This is a genomic window from Actinacidiphila paucisporea, from assembly GCF_900142575.1.
GTDB lineage: Bacteria > Actinomycetota > Actinomycetes > Streptomycetales > Streptomycetaceae > Actinacidiphila > Actinacidiphila paucisporea.
The window spans coordinates 74156-93093 of the sequence record NZ_FRBI01000019.1; the positions used below are offsets into that span (position 1 = coordinate 74156).

At 72.4% G+C, this 18938-nt stretch carries 18 protein-coding genes, 1 pseudogene and 1 riboswitch; of the genes and pseudogenes, 7 read left to right on the top strand and 12 right to left on the bottom strand.

What is annotated here, in order from left to right; translation table 11 throughout:
• Positions 1-3: 3 nt before the first annotated feature.
• The 4 genes from BUE44_RS24870 to BUE44_RS39360 all read right to left on the bottom strand — a co-directional run bounded on the left by BUE44_RS24870 (position 4) and on the right by BUE44_RS39360 (position 4043).
• On the bottom strand, positions 4-1101 hold the full coding sequence (locus BUE44_RS24870) for an LLM class flavin-dependent oxidoreductase (RefSeq protein ID WP_073501219.1): 1098 nt from the start codon (positions 1099-1101) through the stop codon (positions 4-6).
• Positions 1098-2477 (bottom strand): NtaA/DmoA family FMN-dependent monooxygenase, encoded by a 1380-nt coding sequence (locus BUE44_RS24875; protein WP_073501220.1) that lies wholly within the window; start codon positions 2475-2477, stop codon positions 1098-1100. Before BUE44_RS24875 ends, BUE44_RS24870 begins: the two co-directional genes overlap by 4 nt.
• 33 nt (positions 2478-2510) lie before the next feature.
• Positions 2511-3716: an LLM class flavin-dependent oxidoreductase gene (locus BUE44_RS24880; RefSeq protein ID WP_073501221.1), complete on the bottom strand. Its 1206-nt coding sequence runs from the start codon at positions 3714-3716 to the stop codon at positions 2511-2513.
• 204 nt (positions 3717-3920) lie between these two features.
• Positions 3921-4043 carry a putative leader peptide gene (locus tag BUE44_RS39360; RefSeq protein ID WP_265737176.1) on the bottom strand — a complete coding sequence of 41 codons (123 nt, stop codon included), beginning with the start codon at positions 4041-4043 and terminating at the stop codon, positions 3921-3923.
• 40 nt (positions 4044-4083) lie between these two features.
• A riboswitch (SAM riboswitch) is annotated at positions 4084-4200 on the bottom strand.
• A gap of 187 nt (positions 4201-4387) precedes the next feature.
• Here BUE44_RS39360 and BUE44_RS39810 point away from each other — a divergent pair.
• The 4 genes from BUE44_RS39810 to BUE44_RS24895 all read left to right on the top strand — a co-directional run bounded on the left by BUE44_RS39810 (position 4388) and on the right by BUE44_RS24895 (position 7724).
• A complete protein-coding gene (locus BUE44_RS39810; protein ID WP_407640051.1) occupies positions 4388-4516 on the top strand; it encodes a putative leader peptide in 129 nt (42 codons plus the stop codon).
• 285 nt (positions 4517-4801) lie between these two features.
• A complete protein-coding gene (locus BUE44_RS24885) occupies positions 4802-5875 on the top strand; it encodes an amino acid ABC transporter permease (protein ID WP_079190056.1) in 1074 nt (357 codons plus the stop codon).
• Positions 5875-6648 carry an amino acid ABC transporter ATP-binding protein gene (locus BUE44_RS24890; protein ID WP_073501222.1) on the top strand — a complete coding sequence of 258 codons (774 nt, stop codon included), beginning with the start codon at positions 5875-5877 and terminating at the stop codon, positions 6646-6648. Before BUE44_RS24885 ends, BUE44_RS24890 begins: the two co-directional genes overlap by 1 nt.
• Before the next feature lie 92 nt (positions 6649-6740).
• Positions 6741-7724, top strand: a complete 984-nt coding sequence (locus BUE44_RS24895) for a transporter substrate-binding domain-containing protein (protein ID WP_073501223.1) — start codon at positions 6741-6743, stop codon at positions 7722-7724.
• Positions 7725-7794: 70 nt separating this feature from the next.
• On the opposite strand, the gene BUE44_RS24900 is transcribed toward BUE44_RS24895, so the two are convergent.
• From BUE44_RS24900 to BUE44_RS24910, 3 genes are all read right to left on the bottom strand, one after another.
• Complete coding sequence (locus tag BUE44_RS24900; RefSeq protein WP_079190057.1) at positions 7795-8754, bottom strand: formylglycine-generating enzyme family protein; 960 nt, start codon at positions 8752-8754, stop codon at positions 7795-7797.
• Between the two features lie 80 nt (positions 8755-8834).
• Positions 8835-10235, bottom strand: coding sequence for a sulfatase family protein (locus tag BUE44_RS24905; protein ID WP_073501224.1), 1401 nt, complete (start codon positions 10233-10235; stop codon positions 8835-8837).
• Positions 10236-10452: 217 nt separating this feature from the next.
• Positions 10453-11049 carry a TetR/AcrR family transcriptional regulator gene (locus BUE44_RS24910; protein ID WP_073501225.1) on the bottom strand — a complete coding sequence of 199 codons (597 nt, stop codon included), beginning with the start codon at positions 11047-11049 and terminating at the stop codon, positions 10453-10455.
• An 80-nt stretch (positions 11050-11129) separates the two neighbouring features.
• Here BUE44_RS24910 and BUE44_RS24915 point away from each other — a divergent pair, with 80 nt between their 5' ends.
• A complete protein-coding gene (locus tag BUE44_RS24915) occupies positions 11130-11432 on the top strand; it encodes a putative quinol monooxygenase (RefSeq protein WP_073501226.1) in 303 nt (100 codons plus the stop codon).
• Positions 11433-11535: 103 nt separating this feature from the next.
• On the opposite strand, the gene BUE44_RS24920 is transcribed toward BUE44_RS24915, so the two are convergent.
• The 3 genes and pseudogenes from BUE44_RS24920 to BUE44_RS39820 all read right to left on the bottom strand — a co-directional run.
• Positions 11536-12852 carry a cation:proton antiporter gene (locus BUE44_RS24920; RefSeq protein WP_073501227.1) on the bottom strand — a complete coding sequence of 439 codons (1317 nt, stop codon included), beginning with the start codon at positions 12850-12852 and terminating at the stop codon, positions 11536-11538.
• 60 nt (positions 12853-12912) lie between these two features.
• Positions 12913-13239, bottom strand: coding sequence for a hypothetical protein (locus BUE44_RS39815; RefSeq protein WP_407640052.1), 327 nt, complete (start codon positions 13237-13239; stop codon positions 12913-12915).
• A gap of 127 nt (positions 13240-13366) precedes the next feature.
• Positions 13367-13780, bottom strand: a pseudogene (locus tag BUE44_RS39820) (cytochrome P450); the annotation flags it as partial.
• Here BUE44_RS39820 and BUE44_RS39825 point away from each other — a divergent pair.
• Entirely contained in the window at positions 13779-14054 is a 276-nt protein-coding gene (locus BUE44_RS39825) for a hypothetical protein (RefSeq protein WP_407640053.1), read from the top strand. The pseudogene BUE44_RS39820 and the gene BUE44_RS39825 overlap by 2 nt on opposite strands.
• Positions 14055-14325: 271 nt before the next feature.
• Here the strand turns inward: BUE44_RS39825 and BUE44_RS24930 are convergent, their stop codons facing one another.
• Together BUE44_RS24930 and BUE44_RS24935 are read right to left on the bottom strand one after the other, a co-directional pair.
• Entirely contained in the window at positions 14326-15435 is a 1110-nt protein-coding gene (locus BUE44_RS24930) for an alpha-hydroxy acid oxidase (protein ID WP_407640054.1), read from the bottom strand.
• Positions 15432-17081, bottom strand: a complete 1650-nt coding sequence (locus BUE44_RS24935) for an NAD(P)-binding domain-containing protein (protein ID WP_073501228.1) — start codon at positions 17079-17081, stop codon at positions 15432-15434. The genes BUE44_RS24930 and BUE44_RS24935 overlap by 4 nt, the downstream gene beginning before the upstream one ends.
• 283 nt (positions 17082-17364) lie before the next feature.
• Between BUE44_RS24935 and BUE44_RS24940 the strand changes: the two genes are divergently transcribed.
• Positions 17365-18918 (top strand): class I adenylate-forming enzyme family protein, encoded by a 1554-nt coding sequence (locus BUE44_RS24940; protein ID WP_079190058.1) that lies wholly within the window; start codon positions 17365-17367, stop codon positions 18916-18918.
• Positions 18919-18938 lie beyond the last annotated feature (20 nt).

Consider the following 18938-nt stretch of genomic DNA (forward strand, 5'->3'; position numbering starts at 1 on the left):
TTGTCAGGCGGTGACTGCGGCGGCTGCGGCGCCCGCGTCGGTTGCGGTGCCCGCAGGACCCCAGGCCCAGGGCGGGTCGGGGATGTCCTTGCGCAGCACGGGTGCGATGTCGGACTGGAAGAGTTCGAGGGCGCCGCGGTGCTGGGCCTCGGTCAGACCGTCGGCGTCGGCGTGCAGATGCAGCACGCTGTGGCCGAACTGCTCGTGGTAGCGGTGCACCTTCTCGATGACCTGCTGCGGACTGCCGATCAGGGCGGAACTGCGCTCGACGAAGTCCTCCAGGGTGGGGAAGACCGGTTCGAGACCGAGGCTTTTCTGGAAGGCCAGCCTTCCCTCGAAGACCGGCCGGTAGTCGGCCAGGGCCTGCTGCGAGGTGCGGGCCGCGTAGTAGCCGGCCGTTCCGGCGCCGACCGTGGCGAGCGCCGGGTCGTGGCCGTAGTGGGCCCAGCGCTCGCGGTAGTAGCGGATGAGTTCGGCGTACGGCTCGATGGGGTTGGTGACGTTGGCGGAGAAGAGTGGGTCGCCGTAGCGTGCCGCCAGGTCGACCGACTCCTTGCTGGTGGCGCTGCCGTGCCACACCCGCACCGGCTGCTGGAAAGGACGCGGCCACACCTCGGCGTCCTTCAGCGCCGGCCGGAACCGCGGCTCGGCGGTGACCTTCTGCTGTCGCCAGATCTGCCGGAAGAGCTCGTAGCTCTCCGCGTTGCGCTCCCACTGGTCGTCGGTGGTCACGTTGAACAGGTCGCGCTGGGCGGAGCCGTTGCCCTTGCCGACGATCAGCTCCAGGCGGCCGCCGGAGAGGTGGTCGAGCGTGGCGTAGTCCTCGTAGGCGCGCACCGGGTCGAGCAGGCTGAGGGTGGTGACGGCGGTGAACAGGCGGATGGTGGAGGTGAGGGCGGCGATGTGGCTGAGCACCACGGGCGGCGAGGAGGAGATGAAGGGGCGCTCGTGGCGTTCCCCGACGCCGAAGCCGTCGAAGCCCAACTCCTCGGCGAGCAGCGCGCCGTCGATCACCTCGCGGAAGCGCTCCTGGGTGGACGGGAGCGCTCCGGTGACCGGGTGCGGTGCGTGCACGATCAGGGTGATGGTCAGGAATTTCACGAGGCCGCCCCCGACAGGTCGGCGCGGTCCTGCACGGGGAGCGGTGCCAGCCCGAGGTGGTCGCGCAGGGTCGTGCCCTCGTACTCGGTGCGGAAGACGCCGCGCTCCTGGAGCAGGGGTACGACGGTGTCGGCGAACTCGTCCAGGCCCCCCGGGGTCAGGTGCGGGGCGAGGATGAAGCCGTCGCTCGCGTCGGCCTGGACGAACTCGTCCAGCGCCTGGGCGACGTGCTGCGGGGTGCCGACGAAGGACTGCCGCCCGGTCTCGGCGATGACCAGCTCGCGGATCGAGAGCTTGTCCTGCTCGGCGACCGCCCGCCAGCGCGCGACCGTCTCCAACTGGTCCTGCCCCCTGGAGTCGGCCCGGCCGCGGACGATCGGGTCCGCGTCGAAGAGCGGCTCCACGTCGGGCAGCGGCCCTTCGGGGTCGTAGGCGCTCAGGTCGCGGTTCCACACCCGTTCCAGGAAGGCGATCGCGGTCGGCCCGCTGACCTGCTGGCGCCGTACCAGGCGGGCCTTCTCCTCGGCGTCGGACGGGGTGTCGCCGAGGACGAAGGTGACGCCGGGCAGGATCAGCAGCTCCTGCGGCGACCTGCCGTACCGGGCCAGCCGGCCCTTGACGTCGGCGTAGAAGGCCTTGCCCGCCTCCAGGGTGCCGTGCCGGGTGAAGATGGCGTCGGCGGCGGAGGCGGCGAACTCCCTGCCCTGCTCGGAGTCGCCCGCCTGGAAGATCACCGGTCGGCCCTGCGGGCTGCGCGGCACGTTGAAGTGCCCGCTGATGTCGAACTGGGCGACGCGGTGGGCGAACTGCCCGGCGTCGGCGTCGCGCAGGAAGGTGCCCGACTCCTGGTCCGCGACGATCTCGTCGCCGCGCCACGAGTCGAGCAGCACCGTGACCGCGGTCAGGAACTGCGCGGCCCGCTCGTAGCGGTCCTCGCGGGCCAGGTAGCCGCCGCGGCGGAAGTTCTCGCCGGTGAACTCGTCCCAGGAGGTCACGACGTTCCAGGCGGCGCGGCCTGCCGACAGGTGGTCGAGCGAGGCGAACTGCCGGGCCACCTCGTACGGTTCGTTGAAGGTGGAGTTGATGGTGCCGGCCAGCCCGAGGCGGTCGGTGACCGCGGCCAGCGCCGCGAGCACGGTGAAGGTGTCGGGGCGGCCGACCACGTCCAGGTCGTGGATCCTGCCGCCCTGCTCGCGCAGCCGCAGGCCCTCGGCGAGGAAGAGGAAGTCGAACTTCGCGCGCTCGGCGGTACGCGCGAGGTGGACGAAGGAGCTGAAGCCGATCTGGCTGCCGGCCGCCGGGTCGCTCCAGACGGTGGTGTTGTTGACGCCGGGGAAGTGCGCGGCGAGATGGATCTGCTTGCGTGGCTTGCTCATCAGGGGATGCCTTCCTGGAGGTTCGCGGGTCGCTCAGGCGGCGGCGTAGCGGTTGGCGGGACGCGGCAGTCCGAGCAGGCCGCGCAGGGTGCCCGCCTCGTACGCGGTCCTGAAGGCGGCGCGGCGCTGGAGTTCGGGGACCAGGCCGTCGGTGATCCGGGCCAGGTCGTGGGGGAGGGTGGCGGGGCGCAGCCGGAAGCCGGTCAGCCCGCTGTGCGCGAAGTCCTCCAGCACGTCGGCGAGTTCGGCGGGAGTCCCGGCGAAGATCGCGGCGTCGCTGGTGTACGGGGCGTCGAGCGCCGCGTCCAGCCGTGCCCGGCGCTCGGCGGCCCGGCCGGCTTCCTCGTCGAGGAAGACCACCAGGTCGGCGAAGAGGTGTACGGTCTCGCCGCCGCGGCCCGCCTGCTCCTGCTGGTCGCGGATCTCGGCGACGATCTCCGCGGCCTGGGCTGTGTCGTGCGGGGTGACGAAGCCGACGTCGGCGGACGTGGCGACCAGCCGGAAAGGAACCGGGGCGTGGGCGAGCGCGGCGACGACCGGCTGGCCCTGCGGCGGCCTGGGAGTGATGGAGGGGCCCTTGACGCTGAAGTGCCGCCCGGTGAAGTCGATGTAGTGCAGCTTGTCGCGGTCGATGAAGCGGCCGGTGGCCACGTCGCGGATCTCCGCGTCGTCCTCCCAGCTGTCCCAGAGCCGCCGCAACACCTCCACGTAGTCGGCGGCCTCCCCGAACAGTTCGAGCAGCAGCTCCTGACCTGCGGGCGAGTCCAGCTCCGCGAGCGACACCTGAGGCAGCCGGCGGCGCCCGAAGTGGGCGGCCTCCTCCTGCCGGCCCGACACCCTGACCTGCATGCCCGCCCTCCCGCCGCTGACGTGGTCGAGAGTGGCGACGGCCTTGGAGAGGTGGAAGGGCTCGGTGTGGGTGACCACGGCACTGGGGATCAGGCCCAGATTCTTGGTGAGCGGGGCGATCCGGGCGGCCGTCAGCACCGCGTCGAGCCGGCCGCGCACCTGGTCGGTACGGCCGTCGGGCCCGGTGGGAAGGGAGGACTGCAGGCCGAGGGAGTCCTCGATGGTGGCGAAGTCCAGCAGGCCGCGTTCGGCTTCCGCGGCCAGCGCGGCCCAGTAGGGGGCGCCGAGGAGGTCCGCGGGCCGGACACCGGGTTCCCGCCAGGCGGCCGGGTGCCAGCCGGCGCCGTCCAGGGCGACGGCGAGGTGGAGGGGGGCGGCGGATCGGGACATGGGCGTACCGCTTCCTGCTCGGAGGGGGTCACAAGCGAAGGGCCCTGGCCTGCGGCAGGCCGAACGAGCGTCCACACGGTGGTCGTTCGGCGGCGGGAGCCGGCAGGCTGGGCGGGGGAGCCGGCTGCTGGGAGCCGGGTCGGGGTGGAGCCGGTGACCTGTGCGGCGCCGGCGAGCGACGTGCGGCAGCGCGGAGGTCCGGGGTCAGGCCCTGGAACGGACCGTCGACGTGCCCGGACACAGGGCTGCGGCGACGCGCTGGAGGTCGATGTGCCGCCGGGAGAACGTGGACAGGACGGGCAGCGGCCGCCTGACGGTCTGCCGCATGAGCCACCTCCCGTTCTCGCACTGGCTTGCGCCTGGCCGAGTTTCGCACTTGCCGGACCGATTCCCGGTCCGGCCGGGTCGTCACCTGGAGCACCCCGCCGCGACGGAGGGTTGCCGGTCAGCCGGCCAGGGCCTTGGATGGCTGACGCTCATGACCTGCTCAAACGGTAACTCCGCCGCGCCGCCGAACACAATCCCCTCCGGCCGGGAGTGACACGCGTCGCTTCCAAGCCCGCACGGACCGAGGGGGATTGCCTGACCGCTGCCCTGCGGTTAACGTGCTGTAGGCATAGGCCCCCAAGGGGCGACACCGACTGCGAAGCGAAGAGAGCGAGGGGACGGACATGGACGCCGCGCGACGCGACCTGGGCCTGTGTCCCCGTGGCTCGTTCCAGACCAGGGTGATCCGGCGGCACGTCGACCTCCTCCGGGTCAGCAGCGCACTGTGTCCGCAGGAGCCTGCGGTCCACTGACCGCGCCCTGAAAGCGCCTGCCCCGGCTCTCCTGCCGGGTGCCTTCTCCTGGCCCTGCCAGGTCCGCCGGCGGCCGTCCTGGCCGGTCCGGAAAAGTCCCGCCCCCGCTCCGGCCGTCGACGTGCGCCCCGCAACCGGCACCCACGGCCGGGCCGCACGCGGCACCGCTCTGCTCCCGCCCCCTTCCCGGCAGCCCCGGCAACCGGGCCGCGCACCGCCCCCGGGTCGTCGCGCCCGCAGTCCCGCCGCCCCGCCGCGATCCCGACGAAGACGGGACACACCTCGATGACCCAGTACGACACGCCCGGGCGCTCCGTCACCGCGCCCGGCACCGCACCGCCCGAATCCGGACCCGAACCGCCCGACCCCGGACCCGAACAGGCGGCCGCCGACCAGGCACCGCCGCTCGGCCTGCACACCGAGCCCTCCGACAAGGATCTGCTGGCCGCCCGGCTGGTCCCGGCGCGCCACCCCGGGCAGTGGCTGTCCGCCGGGGTCGTGCTGGTCCTTTTCGCCATGCTCGTCCACACCGTGGTGGCCAACCACCGCTTCCAATGGCCCGTCGTGGGCGACTACTTCCTGCGCGGCTCGATCATGCACGGCCTGGAACTCACCTTGTGGCTCACCGCCGCCGTGATGGCCACCGGGTATCTGCTGGGCATCGGGATCGCCGCGATGCGGCTGTCCGGCAACCCGGTGCTGCGCGGCCTGAGTTTCGGCTACGTCTGGCTGATCCGCTCGGTGCCACCTCTGGTCCAACTGCTCTTCTGGTACGAACTGGCCTCGCTCTACCCGCGGTTGTCGGTGGGGATACCCTTCGGGCCGGAATTCGCCGACTTCAGGACCGCTCACCTTTTCAGCGGCATCCTGGCCGCCTACGTCGGACTCAGCCTGGACGTCGCGGCCTTCGCCGGCGAGATCGTGCGCGGCGGCATCCTGGCCGTCGACCCCGGCCAGCGCGAGGCGGCCAGGGCGCTCGGCCTCGGCGAGGGCCGGATCTTCCGCCGGATCGTGCTGCCGCAGGCGATGCCGGCGATCGTCCCCGCCTCGGGCAACCTGCTGATCGGCATGCTCAAGGCGACCTCGATCGTGAGCGTGATCGCCGTCCAGGACCTGCTGTACTCCACCCAGTTGATCTACAACCAGAACTTCCTGATCATGCCGCTGCTCATGGTCGCCACCCTCTGGTACATCGTGCTGACCACCCTGCTGTCGATCGGGCAGTTCTACGTCGAGCGCTACTACGCGCGCGGCAGGGACCGGCAGGGCCGGCCGCCCGCCCGCGGGCTGTGGCAGGTGGCGCGCGCCAACATCCCGCTCTTCGGCCGGGTCGCCGGACCCGGCCCGGTGGGTCTGTGATGGCCGGCGGCGAGCGCCCCCTGGTCCGCGTCCGGGGCCTGCGCAAGAGCTTCGGCGGCAACGTCGTCCTGGACGGTGTCGACCTGGACGTGCGCGAGGGCGAGGTCACCGTCCTGCTCGGACCCTCCGGCTCCGGCAAGTCCACGCTGCTGCGCTGCGTGAACCATCTGGAGACCCCGGACGCCGGCTTCGTGGAGATCGGCGGCGACATCGTCGGCTACCACCAGAACGGCGCCCGGCTGCACGCACTGCGCTCCCGTGCCGTCACCCGGCAACGGGCCCAGGTCGGCATGGTCTTCCAGCAGTTCAACCTCTTCCCGCACATGACGCTGCTGGAGAACATCACCGAGGCGCCCGTCGCGGTACGCCGCCTGCCGCGCAAGCAGGCCGCCGCCCGGGCCCGCGAACTGCTGGAGCGGGTGGGCCTCGGCAGCAGGGAGGACTCCTACCCCCGCCAGCTGTCGGGTGGCCAGCAGCAGCGGGTCGCCATCGCCCGCGCGCTGGCTATGGAACCACGGCTGCTGCTGTTCGACGAGCCCACCAGCGCGCTGGACCCGGAACTCGTCGGCGAGGTCCTCGCCGTGATCCAGGACCTGGCACTCGGCGGCATGACCATGATCGTCGTGACGCACGAGATCGGCTTCGCCCGGAAGGTCGCCGACACCGTCGTCTTCCTCGACGGCGGCCGGATCATCGAGTCCGGCCCGCCCGCGGACGTCCTGACCGACCCCCGGCACGAGCGGGCCCGATCCTTCCTCGCCGCCGTGCTGTGACGTCCCTCCCCGTCCCCGCCTCCCTTCCCCGCGGAGCCGTCCGCGGCCCGCACCCCTCCGCCCCAGGCACCCCTCGCGTGAAAGGCACGCCCATGAGCACCAGACGCCGCCTCACCCGCCGCACCCCGTACGCCCTTTCCGCCGCGACCGCGGCGCTGCTCCTGCTCGCGGCCTGCGGTAGCTCCTCCGACGACTCCGGCTCGGGCGGCGGCAACGGGTCCGCCGCGACCGGTGCGAAGCCGGCGGACGCCACCGCGATCCCGGCGCAGGACGTCGTCTCCGGGATCGCCACCGACCCGGCGGTCGCGGCGGAACTGCCCGCCAAGGTGCGGGCCGCGGGCAAGCTGACGCTGGGCACCACCCGCGCCCCCGGCGTCTCGGGCCTGCCCCACGGCGGTGAGCAGAACGGCACCGCCGTCGGCCTGGACGTCGACCTGCGCAATGCCGTCGCCAAGGTCCTCGGCGTCACGTGGGACGTCCAGTACGGCACCTTCCCCACCGTGATCCCCGGCGTGCAGAACGGCCGCTACGACGTCGGCCAGGACAACTTCGGCGTCACCAAGGCCCGCGAGCAGGTCGTCGACTTCGCGACCTACCTCAACGACGGGCAGGCGTTCCTCGGCGCGAAGGACGTGCCGGTCAAGACTGTCACGCGGCTCACCGACCTGTGCGGTCTGAGCATCGCCACCGCGCCGGGCTCCACCTTCCAGCAGCTGCTCACCGACGGCGCCGGCGGATGCGCGGCCGCCGGGAAGAAGCCGTACAAGGTGCAGTACTTCGCCGACAGCGGCACGATCCTCCTCGGCCTCCAGAACGGCAAGATCGACGTCTCCTTCGGCCCGACACTCGGCGTGAAGTACCAGGCGGCCCATGTCCCGAACACCCGGTTCCTCGGCCAGATCAGCACCACCCCGGTCGGATTCGTCACCGCCAAGAACTCACCCCTGGCGAAGGCCCTGAGCGACGCGGTGAACAAGCTCATCGCCGACGGGGACTACGCGCGGATCTTCGCGAAGTGGTCCCTGCCCGGCAGCGGCGTGGCCCACTCGGAGCTGAACCCCGCCGCCACCTTCTGACCTGACCAGTCACCGCGGGCACCTGCCCGCTGACCTGCCCGCCACTGGCACCGGCCGGCCGGCGGGCAGGTCAGCGGGCGACGCGGAAGCCGGTGTTCCCCGTCGAGCTGTCAGGCGTGTTGGACGTGCGCGCGGAGACGCGGTAGCGGTTGCAGTACGAGGTGTGGCACAGGTGCGAACCGCCGCGCATGACGCGGGTGGTCCCGGTGGGCGGCCCGGCGGGGGAGCGGCGGGGGCCGGTGCGGTGGTGGGTGGCGCTGAACCAGTCGGCGCACCACTCCCAGACGTTGCCGACGGTGTTGTACAGCCCGTACCCGTTGGGGCGGTGGGCGCGGACCGGCACGGTGCCCTGGCTGCTGCCGGGCTCCGGGTGGGGGAAGTCGCCCTGCCAGATGGCGAGCATCCTGCGTCCGCCGGGGGACAGGTCGTCGCCCCACGGGTAGCGCTTGCCGGCCAGACCGCCCCGGGCCGCGTACTCCCATTCGGCCTCGGTGGGCAGCCGGGTGCCCGACCAGGCGCAGTACGCGGTGGCGTCGTTCCAGGTGACGTGGACGACGGGGTGGTCCTGGCGGCTCCGGGTGTCGGAGCCCGGGCCCTGGGGCGCCCGCCAGGAGGCGCCCCGCACGGCGTGCCACCAGGACGCGCCCCCGACGGTGGGGGAGGCGGCCCGCAGCGCCGGCGGCAGGAAGGCGTGGAAGACGTAGGAGAAGCCGAAGTGCTCGGCCTCGGTGACATGGCCGGTCGCCTTCACGAAGGAGGCGAAGGCGGCGTTCGTGACGGTGGTCGCGGACATCGCGAAGGGGCCGACCTCCACCTCGCGTACGGGCCCTTCACCGTCGGCCCGTACGGTCTCCGGGCCCTCGGAGCCCATCTGGAAGGTACCGCCGGGCAGCGCGACCAGGTCGCGCGCCGCGCGTTCGGCCGCGCTGCGCCGCGGGGCCGGCGCGGCGGGCGGGGCCTTGCCCGTGCGGGCGGCGTCGGCCGCCTGGTGTGCGGGGGCGCAGCAGGAAAGGGGCGGGGTGGTGGGCATCGGCGCCGGTGCCTCCTGGAAACGGGAAGAGGCGGGCGCCGGCAGGGGAGGACTCCCGCACCGGCACCCGCACGCAGGGGTCAGGCCGCCCGGTCGGCTGCCAGTCGCGCGGCCAGTGCCGGGATGCCGAGGGCGGCCTCCTGCGCCGGCGTGGCCTGGTAGAGCAGGTTGGTCAGCTGGTACGGGTCGTTGACGAGGTCGTAGTACTCGCGGAAGACGAGCTCCCCGGTGCCGGCCTGCTGGCCGGCGGTGTCGGTGTACAGCTTGTAGTACTCGGTGTACTGCCCGGTCGCGCTGACGGTCGAGGCCCAGGTGTGCGGGTTGCCGCCCTCGCCGCGGTGCCACCATTCGGTCAGCAGGTGGTCGCGCCGGTAGGAGCCGAGGAGCGAGTGGCCGTTCTGCGGGGTGTCCGGGGTGATGCCCGCCGCGTCGAGGAGGGTGGGCGCGATGTCGATGTTGGCGACGATCCGGTCGTCGACGGTGCCGCCGGCAAGTCCGCCCGCGGGCCAGGACACGTAGAACGGCACTTCGATGGACGGCCGGTAGGGCACGGACTTGGCGGTCCAGCCGTGGTCGCCCCAGCAGTAGCCGTTGTCGCCGAGGTAGATGACCAGGGTGTTGCGCAACTGGCCGAGCGCCGCCAGCTTGTCGTGGATCTCCTGGACCGCGTCGTCCACGGACAGCAGGGTCCGCAGCTGGTTGCGGCGGACGGTGCGGCCGTCGGCCAGGGTGTGGGTGGCGTTCTTGATGTAGTCGGGTTTGTCGCTGCGGTCGGCTTCCGGCACCGAGGGGCGGCCGTTCCACTCGGGTACCGCGGTGTCGGCGTACTTGGGCTCGGGGGTGTTGGGCGCGTGCGGTGCCTTGGGCGCGACGAAGGCGAACCACGGCCGCTGGTCGGTCCTCGACCCGTCGAGGAAGTCCAGGACGCGGTCCTTGACGACGGTGGTGCTGTAGCCGGCGATGGTCCGCACGGTGCCGTTGTCGTTGTAAGTGGCGTCGTTGTAGGCGACCGGGTCCAGCAGCAGCCACTCGTCGAAGTGCGGCGGGTTGTCGGTGTTGTGCCAGGCGTTGAGGTACTTGCCGAACAGTCCGGTCCGGTAGCCGCCGTCGTGCAGGTAGCGCTGCACGGTCGTGTGCTGGTCCAGGTTGTAGGGGCTGCTGTTGTCGCGCACACCGTGGTCGTGCGCGTAACGGCCGCTGAAGATGGACGATCGGGACGGCGCGCACAGCGGGGTGGTCACATGGCCGCGGTTGAACTTCACCCCGTTGTCGACCAGCCAGGCCACCGTCTTGGGGGTGGCCCACTCGGTGGCGTTGGGTTGGTCGTCGGTGAGGACGACCAGGATGTTGGGGCGGCCGGCGGCCGCGGCCTGCGCGGGGACGGCCCCGGCGGCGGTGCCTGCGATCGCGGCCGAGGCCACGGCTGCTGCGCCGGCGAGGAAACCTCGCCGGCCGAGGTCCTGCGGGTCTTGACGGCTCACGGTGGTACGCCTCCTGACAAGGGGGCGCGCGGGCCCGGGGCCCGTGCGCTCGGCGGAGTCGCAGGTGCGTCGGTGACGCTACGGTCGGCCGGGAGAGCGCGGCTACAGCGGAGCCGTTCTTGACACGTTCATTTCATATGGCCGTCGTGCTGCCACATTCCCGCAACACCGCGTTGGCACACGGACTACGGACGAGGGCCCTCGTGGGGCGATACGGCTAGGCGGTCGCGGGCCAGGCCAGCAGGGCGGCGTCGGCGATGTGGCGCAGGTCGGCGCGGGCGGCCCCGTCACGGGCCTGGGCCGACATGCCCTGCAGTACGGCGGCGTAGAAGGCCGCCAGCGCCCGGGAGTCGGTGCCGGCCGGGACGGAGCTGGCCCGTACGGCGCCGGCGATCTTCTGCTGGAGTGCGGTCCTTGCCTGGACGCGGATCTCCCGCAGCCGGGCGGCGACGTCCGCGGACTGGGGCGAGCAGTTGGTGGCCGCGGTGATGAGCAGGCAGCCGGGCGGCCGGTCGGGGCGGGTGTAGGCCACCGACGCGTCGTGCAGCAGCCGTTCGACGGCCGCGCGGGCGTCGGGCTCCTCGGCGAGGGCGCGGACGGTGAAGGAGCCGTAGGTGCGGTTGTAGCGGTCCAGGGCCTCGAAGAAGAGCTTCTTCTTGTCGCCGAAGGCCGCGTAGAGGCTGGGCGCGCCGATGCCGAGGGCGCCGGTCAGCAGCGAGACGGACGTGGCGTCGTAGCCGTGCTGCCAGAAGACGGTGACGGCCCGCTCCAGTGCCTCGTCGCGGTCGAAGGACCGGGGCCTGCCTGTTCTCATGACCACGATTCTATATCGATCGCTAGAGATATGTGCTAGCGTACTTTCAGAACGATCACTACATAAGTAAGGGGCACCCCATGGTCACCCTCGGCATACTGATCCGCTTCGAGGCCAAGCCGGACAAGGTCGCGGAGGTCGAGAGCATGCTCCGGCGCGCCCTCCAGCAGGTCAGGGGGGACGCCTCGACCGTCGCCTGGCACGCCCTGCGGATCGGACCCTCGTCGTTCGCGGTCTTCGACGCCTTCGAGGACGAGGCCGGCCGCCAGGCGCACTGGGACACCTACAGCAAGCCGCTGGAAGCCGCGGCCCCCGACCTGTTCGCCGCGCCGCCCACCGTCGACTTCGTGGACATCCTCGGCGCGAAGCTCCCCGGCGCGTGACGCCCGTGCGGGCCGCTCGCGTTGACGACATCGACCTCGCGGGCCCCGCACCCGCGGACGGTGCGCCACCACCGGCGCGGCACGACCGGCAGCGGCGGCTTGCCTACGCGCCCGCGCCGGACGGGGATCCGCCCGGGGCCGCGACCGCGGGCGGGTCCTCCTCCCGGGTGCGGGTCGCAGTGTCGTGGGCGGTGGGGACGCCGCCGTCCCACCGGTCCCACAGGGCGAGCAGCGGAGTCGCCATCACGGTGGTGACCACCGCCACCACGACCAGCACCGTGAACATCGGGGGCGACACGATGCCGTCGGCCAGGCCGACGTTGATGGCGATGAGCTGCATCAGCCCGCGGGCGTTCATCAGGGTGCCGATCCGCAGCGCCACTCCTTGCGGCTGCCCGGCCAGCCGCGCGCCCAGCCAGCACGCCCCGAGCTTGCCGGCGACGGCCACCAGCGTGCAGCCCGCGGCGAACAGCAGCAGCGAGGGATCGGTCAGCAGGCCGGTGTCGGTGTTCAGCCCGGAGTAGGTGAAGAACAGCGGCAGCAGCATCATCCCGCTCAGCGGGGCCGTGGTCCCGATCGTGCGGTCGATACGGGGGGAGCGCGGATAGGCGGCGCCCAGGCTGAAGGCGCCGAAGACCGCGTAGAGGCCGATCCGGTCGGTGTACCAGGCGGCCAGGCACACGGCGAGCAGGGTCACCAGGAGGAGTTGCTCCGCGGTGAGCCGCTCGGTGACGCGCAGCAGCGGACCGCGGTACCTGACCAGGAAGTACAGCGTCACCACCAGGCCGGCGGCGCCCGACGCGGCCAGCACCAGCGTCCCGGCGGTGCCGCGCGCCAGGCTCACCACGCCGGCCAGCAGGATCCACGCCGCCACGTCGTCCAGCGCGCCGGCCGCCAGCGCGATGGTGCCGAAGACCGTGCCGCCCAGCCGGCGTTCGAGGATGATCCTGGCCAGCATCGGGAAGGCGGTGATCGCCAGCGTGACCCCGACGAACAGCACCGTCACGTGCAGCGGGACGCCGGGAGGCGAGGTGTCCACGGAGTCCCGCACGGCCCAGGTGAGCGCGGCGCCGAGCAGCAGCGGCGCCCCGATGCCCGCTAGGGAGACCATCGCCGCGGGTCCCGCCACCGACTTCAGCCGGTCCAGCCGGAATTCGTACCCCGACTGGAACATGAACAGCACCAGCCCGAGCTGCCCGGCGACGTAGAGCACCGGCCGCAGCTGGTCGGGGAAGAGGTGGTGCTCGACCGAGGGAAGAAGCAGGCCGAGCACCGAGGGGCCGAGCAGCACCCCCGCGATCATCTCGGCGACCACCGGCGGCTGCCCGACCGGGCGCAGCAGCAGTGTGACGCCCCGGCAGACGGCCAGGATGACGACGACGGCCAGGAGGAAGGTGGTGCCCAGTTTGGTCGCGGACATGAGAGGAAGTCCTTCGGCATGAAGCGGTGGGGGGAGCGGGCGTGTGCCGGGGGCGCCGGGTCAGCCGCGGTGGTGGGGACAGCCCGGCGGCGGTACGGCGTCGGCTGCGTCGGCCCCGAGGAGGCGGCCCTGTGCGTCGTGCCCGGCGAACCACGTCGCCGCCATCCGCAGGCGCCGCGCGTCCGCCACCATCCAGCTGCCGAAGACGAGTTGCACCAGGCTGCGGCCCACGTCCTCCCACCGGTCCCGCAGCCGCAGGAAGGCCAGTGCGGCGGCCATCCGATGCCGCGGCAGCGTGCGCCCGCTCACCACCAGCAGGCACGGCGCCCGATGCGGAATGGAGCGGGTGTGGGAGACGGAGGAGTGCAGCGTGAAGCGGGCCAGCACCTCCCGGGTGGACCGCCCTCATGACCAGCGGGGACAGCCGCCACGCCGGGCAGGGCCGGTTCGCGGCCACCCCGAAGGGGATGTGGTGGGCGTCCTTGGGCGAGATCCGGTCCCATCTGCCTGGGTCGAAGACCTCCGGGCGGGTGTGGCCGGTGGCGTGGTAAGCGGGGTAGTCGAAGCACAGCACGGTGCCTGCCGGGTAGCCCACCCCGTCGCCGAGGTCGATGTCGGCGCTGGTGATCCGGTGCGCGATGCCGAACAGCGGGAACAGGCGCAGCGTCTCGTTCATGACGTTGCCCAGGTCGTGGTCGTCGCCCGGGTGCGCGGCCAGCCGCCGCTGGACGTCCTGGTGTTCGGCCAGCACGAGCAGCAGGTGCGCCATCGCCTCCGACATCTGCACGACCGCGGTGTTGAAGAAGGTGCCCTGCAGGTAGTGCGCGCGCTCCAGCGGCGTCGCGAGTTCGGCGGGCAGCGTGTGCGGCACCTCGTCCGCGGCGAGCCGCCGCAGCAGGTAGCGGGTGAGGCGGTCACGGCGGCGCATGTGCCGCAGCCTGGTGTTCTTCAGGGAGTTGACCACGTCCTCGGCATTGTCGACGATCAGTCGCCGGACGCTCGGCGGGCAGGGCTCGCGGAAGACCAGGCCGTGGAAGAACTCCGCCCACACCGGCATCATCAGGTCCCGCAGCCGGACCAGCGAGACCTCGCCGGGTACGGACTCGTCGAGGACGCCGGCCGCGCACCGGGCGGCGGCGGCCGACAGGTCCGCGCTGGTCCCCGCCAGGATCGCGGCAGTGGTGCGGGCGACCGCGTCGTAGCGGGGCCCCGGCTCCAGGTGCTCCTGGTGGACCTCGGGACCGGGGGAGAGCCAGTACCAGAACAGGTCCGACAGCCCCGCACCCCGGCTGCGGCCGTTCGCGGCGGGGTGCGCGTACAGCTCGGCGAAGCGCTCGGGGCCGACCTCGGCGTTGGGCACCACGACGCCTTCGGGGCCGTTGACCCGGGCGAACACCCGTGTGCGCAGCGAGATCAGGGTCCTCGGCAGCCAGTAGGGGGTGGACAGCGCGAGTGCCGCAACGGCGGCCTTCTTCAGCATCCGGTCACCGCCCGCGGCCCGCGGGCCACCACCTGGTCCCTGGTCGGGCCCGAGCAGTCCCGGGCACCGCACAGCGTCAGCACATGGGCGGTGTCGTCCCGCAGCTCCGCCAGCACGCGCGCCACGCCGTCCTCCCCTTCGGCGGCGAGCCCCCACAGGACGGGCCGGCCGACCCCGACCGCGGTGGCACCGAGCGCCAGCGCGGTCACCACGTCGGAGCCGGTGCGCACCCCGCCGTCGAGCAGTACGGGGATCCGGCCCGCCACCGCGTCGGCCACCCGCGGCAGTGCCTCCACGGCGGCGGGCGCGGCGTCGAGTTGCCGCCCCCCGTGGTTGGACACGATCACGCCCCGCATCCCCTCCGCGACGGCCAGCCGCGCGTCGTCCGGGTGCAGCACCCCCTTGAGGAGGATGGGCAGGTCGTGGCCGTCGCGAAGCCGGCGCAGGTCGTCCCAGGACAGCGCGGGCGACATGGCGATGTCCAGGGTGCCGCCGGGGGGCGCCCCGGGCAGGCCGCGCATGTTCTCCGTCGCGTGGCCCGGCGGAAGGTCGTGGAAGCCGTTGCGGTCGTCGCGCCTGCGGCGTCCGAAGACGGGGGAGTCCACCGTGACCACCAGGGCCGTGCAGCCGGCCTGTGCGGCCCGCCGGGCAAGGGCGTCCGTCACCCCGGACTCCGGCTGGAGGTAGAGCTGGAACCACACGGCGGCGTCCTCGCGTACGGATCGGGCCGACGCCGTCACGTCGGCGACCGCCGTGGTCGAGGCCATCGAGGTGATCAGCACAGCGCCCGCCGCGGCGGCCGCCCGTGCGGTGGCGCGCTCGCCGTCCGGGTGGGCCAGGCCGTGGAAGGCGGTGGGGGCCACCACGACGGGCGTTCGCGCACGGGCGCCGGGCAGATCGACGGAGGTGTCGGCCTGCCCCGCCCCGCGCAGCACCCGCGGAAGCAGGGCCAGCCGCCGGAAGGCCAGGACGTTCTCGGCCGCCGCGGTCTCCTCGCCGGCGCCGCCCTCGTAGAAGTCCCAGTGCACCGGATCGAGCCGGGCCGCGGCCTTCTCCCGCAGCTCCGCGAGCACGCCGGGTACGGGGGGCCCGCCGCCGGTCACGACGGGTCCGCGGCTGCGTCTTCCGGCAGGTCCGGGTGCGGCGGTGCGGGTTGCCCGGGGGCGAGGTGTGCGGCCAGGAAGCGGACCAGCGGGGCGCGGTGGACGTCCGCACTGTCCCACTCGTTCTCCAGGTTCTCCGTGAGGTGGTGCTCGGCGACCGGCTTGCCGTCCTGGAAGAGCCGGACCACCGGGTGCAGATAGCGCCCGTCGAGCCCGGTGGCCGTCTGCTGGGAGAGCCGGCTCACCGAGACGTCGAACGGATTGGCCTTGTCGTGGTCCTCGCCGTATTCGAGGGTGACCGTGAGATAGCGGTCGGCGGCGCCGAACGTGCCCTCCGCGACCACCCGGTGGAGGTGGTCGACCGGCACCTCCTCGTAGTAGCCGACCGCGCCGGTGCCGCTCACCACCAAGGCGTCGCAGAGGAACCCGAACATCTGCCACAGCGCGGAGGTGCGGTTGATGCGCTGCAGCACGGCGTCGGCGACGGCCTGCGGGGTGGCGGCCGGCTCGCTGCGCGGCCAGGGCGTGTCGTGGTAGCGCTGCCCCAGGATGCGGTGGAGCGCGCGTACCCCGTAGCGGAAGCCGTGGATGAATCCGCTGGTCGACTTCTTGAAGTCGCGTACCTGGGTGATGGTGCCGGCGAAGTAGAGATCGGGGACGTTGACGGACTCCCAGGCGTCGGTCTGCGCGGGGAACCGGTCGTTGATCGTCAGCTCGGGGCGGCACTCCTCCGCGAATACGGAAGCGTCGAAGCGGAATCCGGTGGCAAGGATGACCCGGTCGTAGGATATCTCCTTCACCACTTCGTCAACCCGCAGGAACTTGACGGCGACACGGAAGCGGCCGTCGTCCCCCTCTCTCCTGATACGGACGATCTCCCCGTCGAGGAGTGCGTTCTGGGATTTGAGCTGGTAGGTGTCGAGGAAGTTGTTGTTCACCGCTCTGAGATGGCCAACGAAGTGGGTCTGCCAGGCCAGTTTCAGCGATCCGGGACCGGCCACATGAATCACCGCGGCGGTTTCGATGAGGTTGTCCGCGGTTTCGAACGCGGAATTTCCCCGGCCGATGATCAGCACCCGCTGCCCGGTGAAGTCGGCCGGGTCGACGGACACCTCGTCGTACCGCTCGGCCAGCTCCGCGCCGTCGATGGGTGGGACGTACGGCCGGGAGACGCCGGTTGCCACGATCAGTCGCCCGGCGCGCAGTACGGCGCCGTCCCCGGTCGTCACCTCGAAGTCGCCGCGGGCCGAACCGTCCGCCGCGGGCAGCCGGGAGATGCGGGTGACACGCGTGTTGCCACGGATGCGCAGTCCGTGGACCCTGGCGAAGTCGCCGAGGTAGCCGACCATGTCGTCGGCCGAGGGGAAGTAGCGGGGTGTGACGGCGGTGAAGAGGGGGTGGTTCTCCTCGGAGAGCAGCGAATTCCAGTCCGTACGCAGCTTCAGCTCGGGGTCGTCCCAGCCGGTGTGCACCTTGTTGATGGAAATCAACGTCCGGTGCCTGGGGAACCTGGTGAAGAAGGTGCCGACCTCGCCCGCCTCTAACAGCAGATAGTCCCGGCCGGCCCGTTCCAGGAAATATGCCGCCTGAATTCCGGCCGGCCCTCCGCCTACTACCAGGTAGTCGACCCGCTCTTCTCCGGACACATGCCCTCCCGGGATCTGATGAGGATGCGGTCACCCTAGTTGAGGGTTAAAGGAAGTTTCCAGAGGGGCAAAATGTGATCCATGTCACATCGCATTGCGAGGTTGGGTATCGGGGTGAATGGATAAATTCCGGAACGGGCTGGGCGGCCCATGGGCGGCGGCGCGGCAATACGGGGAGCGCGCCGGCCGCGTGCTGTGCAAAAACTGTGCGTATGCGGCGCCCGGGTTTGCCAATGGCCTGAATTCGACCCTGGCGACCGTATGTCCGGATCGGGAGGAAAACATGGACGGACCTGCCGACCCGGTGTTTCCGCAGCCGCTGGTGGAAGCCTTCCTGCGGGATCCCGAGACCCCCGCCTTCGAATTTCGGTCACAACCCGTCACCCGCGCCGAGGTGCTCGGCCTGATACGGAGCTGCGTCGCGGGCCTGCGGGCCGCAGGTCTCGGCGCGGGGCGCGGGGTCGCCGTCACCACGGCGGTGACCCCGGCGGGCTTCGCCGCGCAGATCGCCGCCCACCTGCTCGGTTGTCGGGTCACCGGCCTGCGCCCCGGCCTGACGCCTCCCCAACTGCGGCACGTGCTCGCGCAGGACGTGGAGGCGGTGGTCGCCGACGGCACGACCGCGACCGCGGACCTCGCCGCGGCCGCCGAGGCGGCCGCGGTACCGGTGGTCGACCTCGATCTCGTCCTCCTGGCAGCCGGCGGGCACGCGGAGCGCGAGGCCGGCCACGACGGTGACGACGGCCTGGTCGCACGCGGCCGTCCCGACGACATCGCCCTGGTCTGCCTGACCAGCGGCAGCACCGGCAATCCCAAGGGCTCCGCCCAGACCTACCGCGCCCTGAGCCGCCACTGGTCCTGGCAGCCCGCCGGCTGGAGCGACCGGGCACGCCGACTCGCCGGGGGCTACGGCCGGTTCCTGGTCTTCGGGACGCTGACCAGCGCGGTGATGCTGGAACACCTAGCACTGTGCCTGCTCAGCGGCGGCACCGCGGTGATCCCCGACGAGCCGGTGTCCTTCCCCTCCTCCTGGGAGCGCCACCGCGTCACCGCCTGCCTGTGCACGGTGGCGAGGCTCTACCAGGTACTCGACACCCTGCGCACCGAGCAGGCCGACACCTCCAGCCTGCGGGCGCTGCTCGTCGCGGGCTCGCCGTTGCCGCCGCACCGCCTGGCCGAGGCCGTCGAACGGCTCGGCCCGGTGGTCTACCAGGGCTACGGCCAGACCGAGACCGGCATGCTGTCCCTGCTCGGCCCCGAGGACCTCGCCGAACACGGCGACCAGGTGCTGGACACCGTCGGTCGCCCGATGCCCGGCGTCGCGATCAGTGCGCGCGACCCGCACGGACAGCCCGTCCCGGCGGGCACGACCGGCGAGATATGGGTGCGCGCGGCCGGCGCGATGTCCGGCTACTGGCACGACGAGGACGAGACCCGGGAGGTGGTCAGGGAGGGCTGGATCAGGACCCGGGACCTCGGCACCCTGGGTGCGGACGGCTACCTGCGGCTGCTCGGACGTGCCCGTGACGTGATCTTCGTCAACGCGATCCTGCACTACGCCGGCGCGATCGAGGCGGCGCTCGCGGCCCACCCGGACGTCGACCAGGCCTACGTGGTGGGCGCGCCCGACGAGCACACCGGCGAGGCCGCGCACGCCTTCGTCGTCCCGACGGCGGGCCGCACGCCCGCGCCCGACGACCTGCGGGCCGCCGTGCGCGCCGTGCTGGGCGAAGGCGCCGAGCCCGCCACGGTCACCCTGCTCGACTCGGTGCCGGTCGCCCCCAGCGGCAAGCCGGACAAGAAGGCGCTGCTGGCCCGGGTCCCGGCCGGCGGGTAGCGCGCGCCCGGCGGCCTCCG

Bases quoted from the DNA above. Each gene is read 5' to 3' on its own strand.
- BUE44_RS24875 (WP_073501220.1), bottom strand. From the start codon at position 2,477: ATGAGCAAGCCACGCAAGCAGATCCATCTCGCCGCGCACTTCCCCGGC.
- BUE44_RS24880 (WP_073501221.1), bottom strand. From the start codon at position 3,716: ATGTCCCGATCCGCCGCCCCCCTCCACCTCGCCGTCGCCCTGGACGGC.
- BUE44_RS39360 (WP_265737176.1), bottom strand. From the start codon at position 4,043: ATGCGGCAGACCGTCAGGCGGCCGCTGCCCGTCCTGTCCACGTTCTCC.
- BUE44_RS39810 (WP_407640051.1), top strand. From the start codon at position 4,388: ATGGACGCCGCGCGACGCGACCTGGGCCTGTGTCCCCGTGGCTCGTTC.
- BUE44_RS24885 (WP_079190056.1), top strand. From the start codon at position 4,802: ATGACCCAGTACGACACGCCCGGGCGCTCCGTCACCGCGCCCGGCACC.
- BUE44_RS24890 (WP_073501222.1), top strand. From the start codon at position 5,875: ATGGCCGGCGGCGAGCGCCCCCTGGTCCGCGTCCGGGGCCTGCGCAAG.
- BUE44_RS24895 (WP_073501223.1), top strand. From the start codon at position 6,741: ATGAGCACCAGACGCCGCCTCACCCGCCGCACCCCGTACGCCCTTTCC.
- BUE44_RS24900 (WP_079190057.1), bottom strand. From the start codon at position 8,754: ATGCCCACCACCCCGCCCCTTTCCTGCTGCGCCCCCGCACACCAGGCG.
- BUE44_RS24910 (WP_073501225.1), bottom strand. From the start codon at position 11,049: ATGAGAACAGGCAGGCCCCGGTCCTTCGACCGCGACGAGGCACTGGAG.
- BUE44_RS24915 (WP_073501226.1), top strand. From the start codon at position 11,130: ATGGTCACCCTCGGCATACTGATCCGCTTCGAGGCCAAGCCGGACAAG.
- BUE44_RS24920 (WP_073501227.1), bottom strand. From the start codon at position 12,852: ATGTCCGCGACCAAACTGGGCACCACCTTCCTCCTGGCCGTCGTCGTC.
- BUE44_RS39825 (WP_407640053.1), top strand. From the start codon at position 13,779: ATGTGCCGCAGCCTGGTGTTCTTCAGGGAGTTGACCACGTCCTCGGCA.
- BUE44_RS24940 (WP_079190058.1), top strand. From the start codon at position 17,365: ATGGACGGACCTGCCGACCCGGTGTTTCCGCAGCCGCTGGTGGAAGCC.